The following is an 18,043-nucleotide window of genomic DNA, read 5'->3' as shown; positions in this document are numbered from 1 at the left end:
CGCACGGAGAGCACATTAAGTGCTCTCCGGCTCGTGCGGAACTCGCGATCGACTTCGCATGCCGCCGGGCAGCCGGGGCAGACGTGGGGTTCAAAGGTTGTCAAAAAAGCGGTCGGCGCGCAGGTGCGCCGACCGCCGATATATGGGGTCTGATATTTTCTACCAGCTAGTTCCTCTTACTCGTCGAGGAGATCCTCTGGCATGTCGTTACCGTCGCCTAGGTCGACTGGCGCCTCTTCGGCATCGGCTGCGGCCTCGGCGCCTTCGCCTTCGGGCTTTTCCTTGGCGGCCGTCATGCGGGCGACAGCGCATACGCGGTCGTTATCGTCGACGGTCATCATCTTGACGCCCTGGGTGGCGCGACCGGTTTGGCTGATCTCGTCGGTCTTGACGCGAATGACCGTCGCGCCCTCCGTCACGATGAACAGCTCATGCTGCGGACCCACCGTCTTCATGGCTGCGAGGTTGCCTTTGCGCTCGGTCATCTGGATGGTGTAGACACCCTGACCGCCGCGGTTCTGCTCCGGGTAATCCGAGACCGGCGTGCGTTTGCCGTAGCCGCGTTCGGTAATGACGAACAGGTCGCCGTTACCGTTGGTAATCTCCATACCAAGAACGCTCATGCCTTCCTTCATGCCAATGCCGCGGACGCCGCTGGTATCGCGACCGGTGGCGCGCACCTGGTCCTCGGGGAACATAATCGCCTTGCCCGCGGTGGTTGCCATGATGATCTTGTCACCCTCGCGCACGCGACGTACGGCGAGCAGCGCGTCGTCGTCCCTCAGGTTGATGGCAATCAGGCCGTCGCGACGGCTTCGGTCGTAGGCGCTCATCACGGTCTTCTTGACCATGCCGCTCTTGGTGGCAAACATCAGGTACTCGTCGGCGGGGAACTCGCGGCAGCTGATGACGCTCGCGATCTTCTCGCCCTCCTCGAACGGCAGCAGGTTGACGATCGCGGTGCCGCGCGCCTGGCGCGTGCCAACCGGCAGCTCATGCACCTTCAGGCGATAGACTTTACCCTTGCTCGAGAAGAACAGCACGTACTCGTGCGTGGACGCGATAAACATCTCGTCGATAACGTCGTCCTCTTTGAGATTAACGCCCGACACGCCCTTGCCGCCGCGCTTTTGGGCGCGGTAGGCGGCCACCGGGATGCGCTTGACGTAGCCGGTGTGGGTGATGGTCACGACCATGTCCTCGTCGGCAATCAAATCTTCGACATCCAGGTCCTTCTCGACATGGCTGATCTCGGTGCGGCGCTTGTCGCCGAACTTCTTGGAAATCTCGCGCATCTCTTCCTTGATGACGCCCAGGATTTTCTCCTCGTGCGCCAACAGGTCCTCGTAGTAGGCGATGGCGCGGCGCAAGCCGTCCAGCTCTTCCTGAATCTTGTCGCGCTCCAGGCCGGTCAGGCGGCGCAGCTTCATCTCGAGGATGGCCGTGGTCTGCTCGGGCGTAAAGCCAAAACGCTCGATCAGGCGGCTGCTGGCCTCGGAGTCGGTCTGCGAGGAGCGGATGATGCTGATGACCTCGTCAATATGGTCGAGAGCCATCAGGTAGCCCTCGAGGATATGGGCACGCGCCTGGGCCTTCTTAAGGTCAAAGCGGGTGCGGCGGGTGACGACGTCGACCTGGTGGTCGATGTAGTGCTGCAGCATCTCGCGCAGGCTCAGACATTTGGGAACGCCGTTGACAAGCGCCAGGTTATTGGCACCAAAGGTCGTCTGCAGCGAGGTGTACTTGTACAGGTTGTTGAGCACGACCTGCGGGATGACGCCCTTCTTGAGTTCGATGACCAGACGGATACCCTTCTGGTTGGACTCATCGCGCATATCCGAGATGCCCTCGATGCGCTTGTCGTTGACGAGCTGGGCGATCTTCTCCTGCAGGGTACCCTTGTTGACCATATAGGGAATCTCGGTAAAGACCAGGCGGCTACGGCCGGTCTTGGTGGACTCCACATGAGCCTTGGCGCGCACGGTGATGGAGCCGCGCCCGGTCTCGTAACTCTGCTTGATGCCGGCACTGCCCATGATGATGGCACCGGTGGGGAAGTCCGGACCGGGCATGATCTGCATGAGCTCGTCGACGGTGGCGCCGGGGTTGTCGATCAGGTAGCACGTGGCCTCGATCGCCTCGGTGAGGTTGTGCGGGGCGATGTTGGTGGCCATGCCGACGGCGATGCCCTGACTGCCGTTGACCAGCAGGTTGGGGAAGCGCGCGGGCAGCGCTTGGGGCTCGGCGAGCGACTCGTCGTAGTTGGGCTGCCAGTCGACGGTATCCTTCTGCAGGTCACGCAGGAGCTCCATGGCGGGCTTTGCCAGGCGGCTCTCGGTGTAACGCATGGCGGCGGCACCGTCGCCGTCGATGTTGCCGAAGTTACCGTGACCGTCGATGAGCGGTGTGCGCATGGAGAACCACTGCGCCAGGCGGACCATGGCCTCATAGACCGCGAAGTCACCATGCGGATGGTACTTACCGATAACTTCGCCGACCGTCCAGGCCGACTTCTTGTGCGGACGGTTGGGGTAGATGCCGCTCTCATTCATTGCGTACAGGATGCGACGGTGCACCGGCTTTAAGCCATCGCGCACGTCCGGCAGGGCGCGCGCCGTGATGACCGACATCGAGTACTCGATGAACGACTGCTTCATCTCGCGGCCAAACTCCGAAATCTGGAGCTGGCCGCCGTTGATATCCTCGCCGGCCGAGGCACCACGGTCGACTTCGCCAAAGCTCTCCTCGAGCTCGGCGTCGTCATCCTCTTCTTCGTCCTCGGCGTCGGGGTTGTAGGAATCCGGGTTGCCGTCCTCACCCTGCTCGGCGCGGGCGAGCAGGCGCTTCAGATCGTCGGGCATGCCGGCGTCGCCGGCCTCGTCCACACCCTCGTTATTGTTGATATCGTCTGCCACGTTACCTCCTCATGGTTTGCGTGGTCCATTAATCGTCCTGCCGCGGAGACGGATTACCGGGAATGCCGGATAACCCTCCTAGGTTTTCCAGGTGCCCCAGATTGCCCTGAAGGATGAGGGCGCACGCCTTGCGTGCGGCGCCCGAAATCCTGAAGAGCAAGATGGGGCGCCTGGGAAAGCTAGGCATCCAAGAAGCGTGCATCATGCGCGTGCTTTTCAATGTACTCGCGGCGATAGCCGACCTCGGAACCCATCAGTTCGCGCACGGCGCGGTCCGCCACCACGGCGTCCTCGATCGACACGCGCTGCAGAATGCGGGTCTTGGGGTCCATCGTCGTCGAGGCAAGCTGCTTGGGGTCCATCTCGCCCAGACCCTTGTAGCGCTGGACGGTGTAGCCCTTGCGCTTCTTGGTGATCTTGCCGTCCTTGGCCTTGCCGTCCTCGTCGTTGTCGTCGGGGTTCAGTCCCAGGCTCTGGATGGTGTCGCGCAGGATCTCGTCTTCGGGCTGGCGGCCGTTGGGATACACGTAGTGAATCTTGTTGCGCACCTTAATGCCAAAGATGGGCGGGCACGCGACGTAAATGTAGCCGGCATCAATCAACGGGCGCATGTACTTGTAGAAGAACGTCAGCAGCAGGATGCGGATATGCGCTCCGTCGACGTCTGCATCGGTCATGATGATGATCTTGTGGTAGCGCGCCTTGGTAATGTCGAAGTCGCCACCGTCACCGGCGCTCGTCGTGACGCCGCAGCCGATCGCGGTGATAAGCGATTGAATGGTATCGCTCGAGAACGCGCGGTGGTCGCCCACGCGCTCGACGTTCAAAATCTTGCCACGCAGGGGCAGAATCGCCTGGATGTCTCGGCGGCGGCCGTCCTTGGCCGAGCCGCCTGCCGAGTCGCCCTCTACGATAAAGAGCTCAGTCAACTCGGCGTCACGCACCGAACAGTCGGCGAGCTTGCCGGGCAGCGATGCCGTCTCGAGCAGGCTCTTGCGGCGGGTCGCCTCGCGCGCCTTGCGGGCGGCGTTGCGCGCCTTGCAGGCCTGTTGGGCCTTCTTGACGATCTCACGAGCGGGCTTGGGATGCTCCTCGAGGTAATCGGCAAGGCCGTCGGTCACGATCTTGAGCGTCAGCGCGCGCATATAGGAGCTGCCGAGCTTGGCCTTGGTCTGGCCCTCAAACTGCGGATCGGGCAGTTTGACCGAGATAACGGCCGAAAGGCCCTCGCGCACATCGTCGCCGGTCAGGTTGGCGTCTTTTTCCTTGAGCAGGTTCTGTTTGCGCGCGTAGTCGTTGATCACGCGGGTGAGCGCGGTGCGGAAGCCCTCAAGGTGCATGCCGCCCTCGGGAGTGTAGATGTCGTTGGCAAACGACATGACGTTCTCGCCGTAGCCGCTATTCCACTGCAGGGAAACCTCGACCTCGCCCATCTTGGCCACAGGCGCGTCCGGGTCCGACTTGCCCTCGATGTAGATGGGCTCCTTAAAGGCCTCGGGGACGTCCTTGCCCTCGTTGAGGAACTTGACGAAGTCGATGATGCCACCCTCGTAGCAAAACTCCTCCACGTGGGGAGTCGCCTCGCGCTCGTCGGTCAGCACGATTTTGAGGTTCTTATTGAGGAACGCTGTCTCCTGCAGACGGTTGTGCAGCGTATCGAAATCGTAGATGCAGGTCTCGAAGATCTCGTCGTCGGGCCAGAAGGTGACGGTGGTGCCCGTCGAATCCGAGGTGCCTACGACCTCCATCTTCTTGACGGTCTTGCCGCGCGAGAACTCCATCTCGTAGGTGTTGCCATCGCGACGAACCTGAACGACCACGCGCTTGGACAGTGCGTTGACGACGGAGATGCCCACGCCGTGCAGGCCGCCCGAGACCTTATAGGCCGAGTTATCGAACTTACCGCCGGCGTGCAGGATCGTCATGACGACCTCGAGCGTCGGGATCTTTTTAACAGGGTGCTCGTCGACGGGGATGCCGCGCCCGTCGTCGACGACCGTGATGGAGTTGTCGGCGTGGACCGTCACCTGGATCTCGGTGCAGAAACCGGCCATGGCCTCGTCGACGGAGTTGTCAACGATCTCCCACACCAGGTGATGCAGACCGCTGGCGCTCGTCGAGCCGATATACATGCCCGGGCGCTTACGAACGGCCTCGAGACCTTCGAGAATCTTAATCTCGCCGCCATCGTAATCGTTTTCGTTTGCCACACGTCCTCCTTCAGTCAAGAAAATGTGTACAGCCTTACTAGTTTATCGTAAAAAAATACCCTCGGGAACGAGGGTATTTGGCTCTACAAGGCCGCCAGATGCGATTTAAGGCTCTTTTTTGCTTTGCACGCCCTTGGCCCACTCGGCACTGGCTCTCATGGCGTTCTCGAGGGCCTCGCGCAGTTTTTGGTCTTCGATGGGCGCCACTTGGCGCTCGATCTCGGTACGCTCGGCCTCACTTAGGTCGGCGTGCGGGGCCGGCGATCGCTCGGTCGTCGCCGGGCGCAGGCGCTCCTTGGCGGCGGGCGGCGTGTGACCGGGCGCGGTGGTTTTGAACACCAGGCCGTCCACATGCGCACCGGCGCGCTCCATGCGCGCGCGGATGATCTCGCGCAACAACGTCATTTCCTGCGTCCACGAGGGCGAGTCGAGATACACCAGCAGCTCATTGGACTCGGGCAGGTAGCGCAGTCCCGTCACATGCCGCCCCTCGCGCGTGCCCGAGCACACCGCGTTCCATGCGCGATAGACCGTGCGCGACTCCTCGGCGGCCTCCATCTGCGCACGGCGCTCAGGGGTCGCAGCCGCCAGGATGCGCTGGCGCTCTGCGTTCAAAAACCCGCTGAAGGCGACCGTTTCGCTCTCGCGCTCGTAATTAGCACGTCTCACCCATGCTCACCACCTTGGCTCGATCAAGCAGGTCATCGGTAAAGTACCCCAGGTTGGTCGTAGTTATGACCGTCTGGATATCATCGCCGATCAGCCGCAGGAAAGCGCCGCGACGTTCGCCGTCGAGCTCGCTCATCACGTCGTCCAGAAGCAGCAGTGGGGCGGTGCCCAGGACATCGCGAGCCACGGCAACCTCGGCCACCTTCCAGGACAGCACCAGCGTGCGCTGCTGTCCTTGGCTGGCAAATGAACGGGCGGAGCGACCAGCCACGGTGAACTCGATCTCGTCGCGATGCGGTCCCACCAACGTCACGCCGCGGCGAATTTCCTCGTCGGCATGCTCGTCAAGGGCGGCCAGCATGCGCTCGTACGCCCAGCCCTTCAGCTCTTCGCGATCCTCGACCTGGGGCAAATCCCCCAGCGTGGACGCATAGGTCACGTTGGCGGTCTCACCTGACGCCACTTGCCCGTAGGCAGTGTGCACATGGCCCGCCAGCCGGTCGAGCAGAGCCAACCGGTGCACGAGCAGGGCCGAGCCCGCGCGGGCAATCGAATCGTTCCACGCGCCGAGCATCTCGCGGCAGCACCAGGTCTCCTTGAGCAAGGCGTTACGCTGGGTCACGCAGCGCCCATAGGTGCTCGCAAGATCGGCATAGCGTGCGCTCAGTTGCATGCCGAAGTCATCGAGGGCGGCGCGGCGCACACTGGCGCCTCGCTTAACCATGTCCAGATGGTCGGGGCAAAACAGCACGCTCGGCAGAACCCCGCGCACACCGGCGGCAGAGCATCTCTTGCCGTTGCGGCTAAACGAGCGCTTACCGTCCTCCGCGCTCAATCCCATATCAAGCACGCGGCCGTCGCCCTCGAGCCTCAGCTCGATCTTGCACGAGCCCACGCCGTCATGGACGAGCTCGGCTGCGGTCGGATGCCTAAACGAGGCGCCGCTCGTCAGCAGCTGCAGCGCCTCTATGAGATTGGTCTTTCCCGCCGCGTTGGGTCCCGCAAGTATCGTCACGCCCTCGTCCAGGGCAAGGCGATAGCTATCGAAGCTGCGGTAGTGCGCGACGGAAAGATCGCGGGCGAACATAGTCATGGCGCAGCGCTAGATGCGGACCGGCATGACCAGGTACAGGTAGTTGATCTTGTCGTAGGACTTAAAGATGCCCGCCTGCGAGTAGCTCTTGAGCTCCAGCGTGATCTCCTTCTCCTTGGACAGGGCATTGAGGCAGCCGAAGATGTAATGGTAGTTGAAGGCGATGGTACCCGACTCGCCCTCGGCCTCGACATCGATCGTCTCCTGCGCAAGGTCCTGGTCATTGGAAATGGAGGACAGGCCCATCTGCCCGTTCTCGACATCGATCTCGAACTTGACGGCGGGGTTGGCGCTCGCGATAACGGCCACGCGTTTGAGGGCGGCGTTAAAGGCGGCGACGTCGATCTTGACGCTCGTCACGCACGAATCGGGGATGAGCTGCTTGTAGTTGGGGTACACGCCCTCGATACGGCGCGACACGTAGGTGGTGTTGCCGGCCTCGAAGACGACCTGGGTGTCGGTAGCCCCGATCATGATGGTCGCCTGGCTGGCCATGATGTTCAGCGCGTCGTTAAAGGCGTCAGCCGGAACGTTGAGCTCAAAGGAGCCCTCGAGGGTCGAGGTCTCGACCTGCGTATCGCACACGGCCAAGCGAAAGGAATCGGTCGCTACCAGGCGTACGGTGTTGTTCTCGACCTTCATGTGCACGCCGCCCAGGATGGGGCGAGCCTTGTCGGTCGAGGTGACGCGCCACACGCGGCCGACCATTTCGGACAAGACATCGGTCGGCAGCTCCACGGCACTCTCGATGGCATAGGCCGGAAACTCGGGGAAGTCATTGGCATCGAGCGTGTTCAGGCGGAAAGAGCTCTTCTCGCAACCAATCAGCACCTGGCGCTCGGACAGCTCAAAGGTGACCGGGGCATCGGGGAGGGTCTTGGTGATATTGGAGAGCATCTTGCAGGGAATCACCATCTCGCCCTCTTCTTCGACATGCGCCGCGATGCGATGACGGATCGAGATGGTGTAGTTAGAGGTCTGGAATTCCAAGATGCCGTCTTGGGCCTTAACGAGCACGCCCGACAGGATAGGGAGGGTGGATGCCGAAGCGACACCCTTCATAACGACGCCGATGGCTTGTGTAAGCGAGCTCTGGCTGACGGTGAACTTCATCTTTTAATACCTTTCTATAGATATAAATATCTTAATAATAGTAATAGCACTGACGAAACTGTTGATTACTCCCAAAGACGCAGGTCAGACCCAGAAAGAGAATCGACAGCAACCTGTGTGCAACAGGGGTGGTTTTCCACGTTCAAAACCTGCGCAAAACTTTTCATCACCGCGGGTTGGGTTTTAGACACCTTATGCCCGTGGTTTCGACAAGTTTTCAACAGGTGTCTCTATTTCCCTACGAGCGCAGTGTAATTTTATCGCGCAGCGACTTGAGGTCTTCGGTGACAGTGCGGTCTTCCTGGATCATCTTCTGGACCTTTTTGTAGCTCGTGCTGACGGTCGAGTGGTTGCGGTTGCCAAATTCGGCGCCCACCGCCGTGGTCGTCATCTCGCACATCTCGATGGCTAGGTAGATAGCGATATGGCGTGCTTTGGCGATATTGGCGTTGCGACGCGGGCCGATGAGCTCCTCGTGCGTCACGCCGTACTGCTCTTCGATGACGGACTGAACCGTCTGGACGTTGATCTTTTTGGCCGATGTGTCGAAGTACTGGCTGGCGATGGCGTCGATATCGTCAAAGGTGAGCTCCCCGCCCTCGCGCTCGCGGTCGCCCGCCTCGCCGGCGCAGCGCTCGCAGAAGCTCTCGAGTTCGCGGATGTTGGTGCCCGAGACCTCGGCCATGTGTTTAAAGTGCTCGTCGGTCAGGTGCCCGCCGTCGCCCCCATAGGCCGCCAGCAGCGAGTCGTCGCCTGCCTCGGGAGCGGCGACGATGGTGTTCTCGTAATAGCGCTGCAAGATCTTGTATTTCATCTCGTAGCTGGGCTCTGCGACCAAGCAGAGCATGCCGGCGTTGAAGCGGCTGGTCAGACGCTCGTCCATGCTCAGGTCCTTGGGGGCGCGGTCTGCCGCGATGACGACCTTCTTGTTGTTGCGGATGAACTCGTCCATGAGCTGGAAAAAGTAGTCCACGCTCGCGCGCTTGCCGATGATGTTTTGGATGTCATCGATGATGAGCACGTCCACGCCGTGGTATGCCTGCATGATAGGGGCGTTGCTCTTCTTTTGGCGGTCGAACTCGGTCATCAGGTCGTCCAGATATGCCTGGGAGTTGGCATACTTGACCTTGATCTCGGGCGACTTTTCGGCGAGCTCGTTTTTGATGGCAAGCAGCAGGTGCGTCTTGCCCAGGCCCGATTTGCCGTAGATGAACAGTGATGTGCACGTGCCACGCTCGTCCGCGAGGGCGGCAAACTTGAGTGCCGAGCGATAGGCATGGCTGTTCTCGGGGCCGTAGACAAAGTTCTCAAAGGTAAATTTTGAGTTCGCGGCGAGCGGGGCTCCATCCGCATTCTGCTCGGCCGGTACGGTCGGTGCCGGCATGGGTGAAGCGGGGGTCGCAGCTTGCGTGGACTTAGTCGGCGCTCCGCCCTTCATCTGGTTCATCATGCGACGAAAATCATCGGCCGAGAGCGTGTTCTTGATTGCAATGCCCGAATCCGCGCCCGCCGCTGCGTCGTGAGCGATAGGCATGTGCGTGACGGGTGCGTTCGTTGACGTCGCCGCCGCGGTCGGCAACGGTGCCATGGTTTCACGGGAAACATCGCCGTGCTGGTGCTCGATTGTCGGCACGTCGCCTGCGGAGGCCGGCACCGCCGGGGAGGCAGCGGGAGCCGCGGCGGGCGCCGTCGCAGCAGCGGATTCCGCCACGGCTCCTTGCGGTGCCACGATGTCGAGCGCAATCGGTGCAAAGGCGATTTCTTCCAGATAGGCCTCAATAGTCGGCTGATGCTTTTTGAGCTGCGCGATGGCAAAGCGCGAGGGGGCCTCGATCGTGAGCGTATCTTCGGTCAGGCTTGTGGCGCGCGATTGCCCCAGCATGTTGATGAGGCGTGCATCTTGGCCGTCGCGCTGGCAAAAGGCGATGGCATCCCCCAGGATGATGCTTGCTTCCTCGTCCACTGTCTCTCCCGTTCTTTAGCTCTGAGCTCGCACGCGAGCGGCGCCGAGTTCGGTCAGATGGTATTTCTGGCCATGCTTGATGACCAAGCCGGCCTGCGCCAAGTCATTGAGCGTGCGTGACCAAGTGGGGGCCGAGTTTCCAAACGCCCTCGCCAGATCGGTAGCACCGCACGCTTGATTTTGCGCCAGATAGCCCAGCGCGGCGTTGCCGCGATCGCTTACGAACACGTCCGGTTGTGGCTGCGCATACTGATTTGCTGCATTAGGATACATCATTTGAGCTGCTGGTTGTTGAGAACTCTGCATCGGCGGCATTTGCTGTTGAAAACTTTGAGGCCACTGTTGGTAAGGCTGCGGAGTCATCTGCTGGGCCCAGGGGTTGTACTGCTGCTGCGGCATCTGCTGGTACGGCTGCTGATATCCCTGCTGGTACTGCTGCGGGAACTGCTGGCCATACCCCAGTGGCGGCATCTGCTGATATGGATATCCCTGTTGGTACGGCTGATAGCCCATTTGCTGGCCACCCGGTGCCCCCGTCGCCTGCTGCATTGCTGCTGCATCCTGATCCGCCAGCGGCATGGCCTCTGGCGCGTTTGGCGGCATCGACATCGATGCCGCCTGGGGCTCTTGTGTAGGAAGCATTCCGGGCTGCTGCATCTGTCCCACGGGGGGCTGCATCTGTTGCGTTGCCATGGGCTGCTGCGCAAAAGCTCCCGGCAGGGGATATGTGGGCTGCTCCGTCTCGGGCCGCACGGCAGCACCGCGTCCGCCGGCACGCTCTATTTCCTGCACGCGTTTAGGGTCCAGGCTTACCGTAACCACGGTGCCGTTGCCCATGTTGTCCTCGATGGACACGGCCCCGCCGGCGTTTTCCAAATACTCCTGCACCATGGGAAACCCTGCTCCGGTTCCACGGATGTAGCGCTTCATCTTGCTGTTTGCGCTGGTAACGCCAAAGTCGAAAGCACGCTCCTTGTCGTCGATGCCGGGTCCTTGATCAGCGAAGCGGATGGTGTCTCCGCCGTCCAGAATCGAGATGATGGGCTCGGCAAAGTGCGCGTGGATAAAGTTTTCGACAATCTCGCGGATGACCATGAGCGAGATATGGCCACCTTGTTCTTTCATGCACTGGTAGACGGTGTTGGTCGTCTCTTCCAAATACGTGCGGACATCTTGCGGATCAATGACGATCACACGCGGTGTCGACAGCATATCGTCATAGACGGCGATGCGCGCGGCGTACATGGCTTTTGGCGCCTGCGTGGTCGTCTGCTCGCCTTCCTCACGCTCTTCGCGCACGCCGGTGATGTGCTCGTTGTCGGGTGCCGGGTCTCCGGAATCGACCATGGTGTAAAAGTCGTCAGACATGCCGCTCGCAATCTTTCAAAAGGTTTCGAACAAATAGTAGCTCACCGTGCAATGTTTCTCATCTTTCGACAACTTTTCAAAACCTGTTGAAAACTTTGGAAAACGGACGAAAAGTTCTCAACATTGCCAACATGACCTGTTGAAAACTCGATGAAATATCGTGAAAAGTTGCCATGCACCGCTAAATCGAGCTCGGCTTATGGGGGAACCGTGTGAACTGCGCAACCTTTTACCTTTGATTTCTTGACATTTGAACATTGATTTCCCTACAATCTTCAAGCTCACGTGTCTATATCTGCGTCCGCGCCCCCGCGGACACTCGAAATGCAGCAGGAGGAACTTAAGATGAAGCGTACGTATCAGCCTAATAAGCGTAAGCGTGCCAAGACCCATGGCTTCCGTGCCCGTATGGCCACTAAGGGTGGTCGTGCCGTGCTCGCCCGTCGTCGCGCCAAGGGCCGCAAGCGTCTCACTGTCTAGCAGCGATACACACATCTCGCATGAAGACTATTAAGTCTCGGCAAGATTTCGAGCATGTGTTCAGTCAGGGGCGTCGTTTCAATCACCCTCTGATTCGAATGACCATATGTGAATCGGTTGGCGAAGGCGACTCCGGAAGGGTCGCCTTCGTTGGTGCTAAACGGCTCGGTTGTGCTGTCGTGCGCAACCGTTCTAAGCGTGTGATGCGCGAGGCCGCCCGCAGCTGTGGATTTCCCGTTGCGGGTTATGACATCATCTTGTTCGCAACTCCCAAGACGAGGGTTTCTTCGCCTCAGGAGATGGACAATGCATTGCGTTCGCTTATGAAACGCGCCGGCGTTGCCGGGGAGGAGCGATGAGCAATCACGTTTTGCGACGTGTTGCCATCGCTCCTATTCGCATATATCAACAGGTTATTTCGCCCTTATTGCCTGACGCCTGCATTTATTACCCAACGTGCTCGCAATACGCCGTCCAGGCGATTGAGAAGTACGGTGTTTTGAGAGGCTGCTGGCTTGCCGTGAGGCGCATCGCTCGCTGCAATCCCCTGCACGTCGGCGGTTATGACCCTGTGCCCTAGCGGGCACTCGCTATCGGAGGAAAACTTACATGTGGGATTGGATCGTTAACATCCTTTTCGAGCTGCTCAAGCTCATCCAGACCTTTGCGGTCGACTGGGGCCTGTCCATCATCATCCTGGTGGTCATCATCCGTCTGCTGCTGACGCCGCTTATGCTCAAGTCGACCAAGTCGACGGCTCGCATGCAGGTGCTGCAGCCCAAGATGCTCGAGATCCAGGAGCGCTATGCCGACGATCCCCAGCGTCAGGCCGAGGAGATGCAGAAGTTCTACAGCGAGAACAAGTTCAACCCCATGGCTGGTTGTCTGCCGCTTCTGATTCAGATGCCTATCCTGTTTGCCCTGTTTACGCTGCTTCGTAACCTGCCGCAGTACTTTAACGAGGGCACGTTCTCGTTCTTCAACATCCTGCCCGACCTGACCACCACGCCGAGCGCTTCCTTTGCCGATGGCTTTATGGTTGCACTGCCTGCGCTGGTCTGCCTGATCCTGTTTGCCGTCCTGACCCTGATTCCGCAGCTCTATATGTCGCGCAACCAGACCGGCCAGCAGGCTCAGAGCATGCGTATGATGGCCGTTGTCATGACGGTCATGATGCTTTGGATGGGCTGGAGCCTTCCCGTTGGTGTTCTGCTGTACTACGACGTCTCGTCTGCTTGGCAGGTTATCCAGCAGATTTTTGTGACGCAGAAGGTCATCGACAAGGCGAAGGCCGATGAGGAGGAGCGCCTTAAGAACGCGCCGCTGCAGGTTGAGGTCACTCGTCGCGAGAAGAAGCCGCGCCCGCACAAGAAGAAGTAGCGGGATATCAATCTTATTTAGGTACCTAACTTTTGGAGTACGTTATGTCTGAAGAGATCATCGAGGATATGCTTGAGGAGGTTGCCCCGCAGGTCGCGGGCGATTATCCCGAGATTGCACAGCGCTACAAGGCCGGTGAAGAGCTGACCGACGAGGAGCTCGACACCATTGCCGATGTCGCGATTTCCATCCTGCGTTCCATCCTTTCGCACTTCGATGCCGCCAACTCTCCTATCGATGAGTATGAGGGCGACGAGGGTGAGCTGATTCTGGATGTAACGGCTCCCGACCTTGCTGTTCTCATTGGCCGTCATGGTCGCACCCTTGATGCCCTTCAGGTTATGTTCTCTTTGCTAGTGAGCCGCAAGCTTGGCTTTAGGTATCCGGTTGTAGTGGACGTCGAGGGATACAAGAGCCGCCGTCAGGACAAGGTTGCCTCCATGGCTCAGTCTGCAGCCGAGCGTGCCATCCGCACTCATAAGAGTGTTTCGCTTCCGCCCATGAATGCCTATGAGCGTCGACTGGTTCACATTGCACTTCGTGGCAATGATGCCGTCGATACTCATTCTGAGGGTTCTGACCCTGATCGCCATGTGGTGATTGTTGCTCGATAATCTGCTCGAGCTTATGCTAAGGGGACGTGGTTTCCACGTCCCCTTTTTTTGTCAAAAGTTCTCGATACACTGATTTTTGTCAGAAAGGAGCTTTCGTTGTTAGTACTTACTGATCAGCAAGCTGACGAGATGTTGACTCGTCTAACTTCCTATTGCAAAGAGTATTCCTTGAGCGTATCTGATGTTGAGCTGAGGAAATGTATTCAGCATTTGGATTTGGTTCTGGAAACAAATAAGACAACTAATCTCACCCGTATTCTTAACGTAGAAGATGCTGCGGTACTTCATATCCTCGACTCACTTGTTTTGCTTCCCTATATCAATAAGGCTCCTGAGGGAGCTTTGCTCGATATGGGGACAGGTGCGGGCTTCCCTGGTATTCCGTTAACCATAACCACGCATCGTAAAGCTACTTATATTGACTCTGTTGGTAAGAAGGTTGATGCCGTCAATTCTTTTGTTGATGCTCTTGGGTTGAAACATGCTCATGCGATTCATGATCGCCTTGAAGAATATGCTCGAAGCCATAAGAAGCAGTTTTCTGTCGTAACCGCCCGCGCACTTGCCCCTCTACCGATTCTTGTTGAGTATGCGGCTCCGTTCCTCAAGGATGGAGGTCTATTTGTTATCACCAAGGGTAATCCTTCGGATGAGGAGCTAGTTTCCGGCATGTCGGCAGCTAAGATTTGCGGCTTCACTTTGCTTCTTAATGACGCAATCGATTTGCCTGAGGGCTTGGGCCACAGGGAGTTCATTGTTCTCAAGAAGAGTCATCCATCATCCGTTTCATTGCCTCGTGCAAATGGCATGGCTAAGAAGAATCCGCTTGCCTAGATGTTTCACGTGAAACATAATGGATACTAACAACTTGCAGTGTTTCACGTGAAACATGGCGGTTGATATCGAATCGGAATGTTTCACGTGAAACATCCTCCGTTTGACAGCTTTAATACACACCAGGAGGGACCGTGGGATTTCGCGACGTTAAGCGTTCTAAGAACGCAAAAGACACGCGTATCATTGCAATCATCAATCAAAAAGGCGGCGTCGGTAAGTCAACGACGGCTGTAAACCTTGCAGCAGCACTGGGTGAGCAGGGTCGTAAGACACTGATTGTCGATTTTGATCCGCAGGGAAACAGTACCAGTGGATTTGGAATTGAAAAAGAAGACCTTGATCACTGCATCTATGATGCATTGTTGAATGATGTGCCGGCAGAATCGCTTGTTCTTGATACAAATTGCAAAAAGGTATTCGTAATTCCAGCTACGATTCAGCTTGCAGGTGCCGAAATTGAGCTCGTAAGCGCAATTGCTCGTGAAACCCGTCTCAAAGATTTGCTTGAGCCGATTCAGGACGAGTTCGATTTTATTTTCATTGACTGTCCTCCTTCGCTCGGCCTGCTTACTATCAATGCCTTGACCGCAGCAGATAGCGTTTTGATTCCAATCCAGTGTGAGTATTACGCACTCGAGGGCGTTACGAAGCTGCTTGAGTCAATGAAGATGGTCAAATCACGTCTGAACAAGGGCTTAGACACCTATGGCGTGCTTATGACGATGTTTGACTCGCGTACTTCTCTGTCAAATCAGGTTGTTGAGGAGGTTCAATCGTACTTTGGTGATAAGGCATTTAAGACGCTGATTCCCCGTACGGTTAAAATCTCCGAAGCTCCGTCTTTTGGAGAACCGGTAATTACCTATGCACCTCAAAATAAGGGTGCAAAAGCGTATATGAACCTTGCAAAAGAGGTGATCAAACGTGCCTAGTGCAAAGAAACGTGGAGGATTGGGACGTGGACTCAATGCTTTGGTCTCTGAGGCCGAGTATGAGACCGGTGGTTCGGCTGCATCGGCTTCAAATGCCGCATCTGAAACTAAACTGCCTATTGAGGATATCGTTCCCAACCCTAATCAGCCGCGAATTCACTTTAACGAAACTGAACTTCGAGAGTTGAGCGAGTCGATACAAGAACATGGTGTTTTGCAGCCTCTGTTGGTTCGCAAGCATGGAAACGGCTATGAGATCATTGCTGGTGAGCGCCGTTACCAGGCGTCAAAGCTTGCTGGTCTTGAGGAACTGCCTGTCATCATTAAGGAAGTTAATGATGAGGAGATGCTCACTCTTGCTCTTATCGAGAATCTTCAGCGTTCTGATTTGAATCCCGTCGAAGAGGCGAAGGGTTATCGTCAGCTCATTGATGCCAGCGGTATGACACAAGAGGCGTTATCAAAGGCTGTCAGTAAGTCTCGTTCTGCAATTACAAATTCACTTCGTTTGCTAGATCTTCCCGAAGTCGTACAACAGATGATTTTCGAGGGCAAGCTTACTGCGGGACATGCGAGAGCGATTCTTGCAGTTCCATATGAAGATGCCAGGATTCGACTTGCTGAGAAGGTTGTTGCAGAAGGTCTTTCCGTTAGAGCGACAGAAAATCTTGCTCCGTTGTTTTCTGCCGGAGAGACGCCAAGGACTCCGAGGCCAGCAACACCTCAGTCATTCAAAAAGGCCGCTCGAGTCCTTCGTCAAGTTTTCAACACGAATGTTCGTGTGAAGAGCTCGCGAGGCAAGAACAAAATTGAAATCGAGTTCAAAGACGAAGAAGAGCTCTCCCGTATCCTTGGCGAGATGATTCAATTTGGGCAGGAGGATCAGGATGAAGAGTAAGGTTCTCGCGGTCATTGCGTTTGCAACCACCGTCGCCGCTGGTGCTTTTGCTGGTTATAAGATTGCGACAGATGATGAACTGCGCGGTCGACTGCTGCGCGGAGCTCAGGATATCGTCGATACATCTAAGAAGAAAATGGATGTCATGACCGAAGATGTCGCAATGCGCACTGCTCAGGTGACTAAGAATCCCAAGATTAACCAAGACTGGGTTAACCATCAGTGGGAAAATGTTGGCTATTAGGTACCTAACAATTACTTGCCTGTTTTGAAAGGGTCCTTGTCTGATTCATGAGACAAGGACCCCTTATTTTGGCCATAAAACTATGCTTGAAGAAATCAAATCCAATAGTATGAATATAAATGAAACAGCCCTGGTTGCATTATTTGCAACCAGGGCTGTTGGATGTTTCACATGAAACGTTATGGGGCACAGACTCCCCTATGCGTTCTTCTGGACCTTGAAACGTTGCTTCAGCTGACCGCAGGCGGCATCAATATCATTGCCGCGAGAATTACGGATCGTGGTCTCGATGCCACGAGACTCAAGGCGGCGCTGAAGATCCTCGACCTTATGAATCGGCGACGGCTTGAGCGGGCTGCCCTCGATGTCGTTAAGCTGAATCAGGTTAACGTGGCACAGCGTTCCCTCGCAGAAGTCGCAGAGTGCCTGCATCTCGGGATTCGTATCGTTGACGCCTTCGATCATGGCATATTCATAGGTCGGGCGGCGGCCAGTCTTTTCGGTGTAGAGCTGAAGCGCTTCGTGAAGGCGAAGCAGCGTGTATTTCTTAACACCGGGCATGAGCTTATTGCGCGTCGACTGGATGGCGGAATGCAGGGAAACGGCAAGCGTGAACTGCTCGGAGATGTCGGCAAATTTGCGAATACCGGGAATAACGCCGCTGGTAGAGACGGTGAGATGACGGGCGCCGATACCGATGCCATCGGGGTCGTTGAGGATACGCAGTGCCTTGAGAACCTCGTCGTAGTTGGCAAACGGCTCGCCCTGGCCCATGAAGACAACGCTCGTGGCACGCTCGCCAAAGTCGTTGGATACATGAAGTACCTGGTCGACGATCTCTTGAGCGGTCAGAGAGCGCTTGAGGCCGTTGAGACCGGTAGCGCAAAAGGCGCAGCCCATGCCACAGCCTGCCTGGGTGGAAACGCAGACGGAAAGCTTGTTGCGACGGGGCATACCGACGGTCTCGACGGAAATGCCGTCGTGGTACTCGAGCAGGTACTTGCGAGAGCCGTCTTTGGAAACCTGCTTGGTGAGTTCAGTCGGCGTGTCAAAGGCAAAAGCCTCTTTAAGCTGCTCGCGGAAAGCCTTGGGAAGGTTGGTCATGTCGTCAAACGAACAAACGTTCTTCTCAAAGACCCATTCGATGAGCTGCTTTGCGCGGAAGGCGGGCTGGCCAAGTTCGGCCACGAGCTCGCGAATATCGTTTTGGCTCAAGTCGCGAATGTCCTGAGATTTAGTCCTGGGATTCATGGAAGCCTTTCGATTTTGGGGAAACGTAGAGGGTATCGCTACAATATGGTATCAGCTGCAGAAATTATAGAGGAGG

The 18,043-nt window shown here is 57.3% G+C and carries 17 protein-coding genes; 9 read left to right on the top strand and 8 right to left on the bottom strand.

From position 1 onward, the window contains the following. Positions 1-176: 176 nt before the first annotated feature. From gyrA to DWW51_RS08685, 7 genes are all read right to left on the bottom strand, one after another. A complete protein-coding gene (gene gyrA, locus DWW51_RS08715; RefSeq protein WP_117774227.1) occupies positions 177-2,861 on the bottom strand; it encodes a DNA gyrase subunit A in 2,685 nt (894 codons plus the stop codon). A gap of 233 nt (positions 2,862-3,094) precedes the next feature. After that, positions 3,095-5,125, bottom strand: coding sequence for a DNA topoisomerase (ATP-hydrolyzing) subunit B (gene gyrB, locus DWW51_RS08710; protein ID WP_117774225.1), 2,031 nt, complete (start codon positions 5,123-5,125; stop codon positions 3,095-3,097). Positions 5,126-5,230: 105 nt separating this feature from the next. Continuing rightward, complete coding sequence (locus DWW51_RS08705; protein WP_117634713.1) at positions 5,231-5,794, bottom strand: DciA family protein; 564 nt, start codon at positions 5,792-5,794, stop codon at positions 5,231-5,233. Then, positions 5,781-6,887, bottom strand: coding sequence for a DNA replication/repair protein RecF (locus DWW51_RS08700; protein WP_117774224.1), 1,107 nt, complete (start codon positions 6,885-6,887; stop codon positions 5,781-5,783). Before DWW51_RS08700 ends, DWW51_RS08705 begins: the two co-directional genes overlap by 14 nt. A 9-nt stretch (positions 6,888-6,896) precedes the next feature. Further along, positions 6,897-8,000, bottom strand: a complete 1,104-nt coding sequence (gene dnaN / locus DWW51_RS08695; RefSeq protein WP_099432409.1) for a DNA polymerase III subunit beta — start codon at positions 7,998-8,000, stop codon at positions 6,897-6,899. A 238-nt stretch (positions 8,001-8,238) separates the two neighbouring features. Next, positions 8,239-9,963 carry a DnaA ATPase domain-containing protein gene (locus tag DWW51_RS08690; protein WP_117774223.1) on the bottom strand — a complete coding sequence of 575 codons (1,725 nt, stop codon included), beginning with the start codon at positions 9,961-9,963 and terminating at the stop codon, positions 8,239-8,241. Positions 9,964-9,978: 15 nt separating this feature from the next. Continuing rightward, the gene (locus tag DWW51_RS08685) at positions 9,979-11,331 is read right to left on the bottom strand and encodes an ATP-binding protein (RefSeq protein WP_117774222.1); all 1,353 of its coding nucleotides are present in this window, start codon (positions 11,329-11,331) and stop codon (positions 9,979-9,981) included. 345 nt (positions 11,332-11,676) lie between these two features. Here DWW51_RS08685 and rpmH point away from each other — a divergent pair, with 345 nt between their 5' ends. The 9 genes from rpmH (at position 11,677) to DWW51_RS08640 (ending at position 16,716) form a co-directional block, all read left to right on the top strand. Then, positions 11,677-11,811: a 50S ribosomal protein L34 gene (gene rpmH, locus DWW51_RS08680; RefSeq protein WP_019127408.1), complete on the top strand. Its 135-nt coding sequence runs from the start codon at positions 11,677-11,679 to the stop codon at positions 11,809-11,811. Positions 11,812-11,831: 20 nt separating this feature from the next. Beyond that, entirely contained in the window at positions 11,832-12,170 is a 339-nt protein-coding gene (gene rnpA / locus DWW51_RS08675) for a ribonuclease P protein component (RefSeq protein WP_082435526.1), read from the top strand. After that, complete coding sequence (gene yidD, locus DWW51_RS08670; RefSeq protein ID WP_022093804.1) at positions 12,167-12,391, top strand: membrane protein insertion efficiency factor YidD; 225 nt, start codon at positions 12,167-12,169, stop codon at positions 12,389-12,391. Before rnpA ends, yidD begins: the two co-directional genes overlap by 4 nt. A gap of 29 nt (positions 12,392-12,420) precedes the next feature. Then, positions 12,421-13,191, top strand: a complete 771-nt coding sequence (locus DWW51_RS08665; RefSeq protein WP_117584025.1) for a YidC/Oxa1 family membrane protein insertase — start codon at positions 12,421-12,423, stop codon at positions 13,189-13,191. Positions 13,192-13,235: 44 nt separating this feature from the next. Beyond that, complete coding sequence (locus DWW51_RS08660; protein ID WP_022093802.1) at positions 13,236-13,805, top strand: R3H domain-containing nucleic acid-binding protein; 570 nt, start codon at positions 13,236-13,238, stop codon at positions 13,803-13,805. 168 nt (positions 13,806-13,973) lie between these two features. Continuing rightward, positions 13,974-14,639 (top strand): 16S rRNA (guanine(527)-N(7))-methyltransferase RsmG, encoded by a 666-nt coding sequence (gene rsmG / locus DWW51_RS08655; protein WP_231501623.1) that lies wholly within the window; start codon positions 13,974-13,976, stop codon positions 14,637-14,639. A 134-nt stretch (positions 14,640-14,773) separates the two neighbouring features. Beyond that, entirely contained in the window at positions 14,774-15,574 is an 801-nt protein-coding gene (locus DWW51_RS08650) for a ParA family protein (RefSeq protein WP_117774220.1), read from the top strand. After that, complete coding sequence (locus tag DWW51_RS08645) at positions 15,567-16,472, top strand: ParB/RepB/Spo0J family partition protein (RefSeq protein WP_197032232.1); 906 nt, start codon at positions 15,567-15,569, stop codon at positions 16,470-16,472. The genes DWW51_RS08650 and DWW51_RS08645 overlap by 8 nt, the downstream gene beginning before the upstream one ends. Then, positions 16,462-16,716 (top strand): hypothetical protein, encoded by a 255-nt coding sequence (locus tag DWW51_RS08640; protein WP_117716217.1) that lies wholly within the window; start codon positions 16,462-16,464, stop codon positions 16,714-16,716. The genes DWW51_RS08645 and DWW51_RS08640 overlap by 11 nt, the downstream gene beginning before the upstream one ends. 198 nt (positions 16,717-16,914) lie before the next feature. On the opposite strand, the gene rlmN is transcribed toward DWW51_RS08640, so the two are convergent. Then, entirely contained in the window at positions 16,915-17,967 is a 1,053-nt protein-coding gene (gene rlmN, locus DWW51_RS08635; protein WP_117774219.1) for a 23S rRNA (adenine(2503)-C(2))-methyltransferase RlmN, read from the bottom strand. Positions 17,968-18,043 lie beyond the last annotated feature (76 nt).

The organism is Collinsella sp. AF15-51, assembly GCF_003462845.1.
GTDB lineage: Bacteria > Actinomycetota > Coriobacteriia > Coriobacteriales > Coriobacteriaceae > Collinsella.
This window is presented reverse-complemented; position numbering and strand designations above follow the sequence as displayed.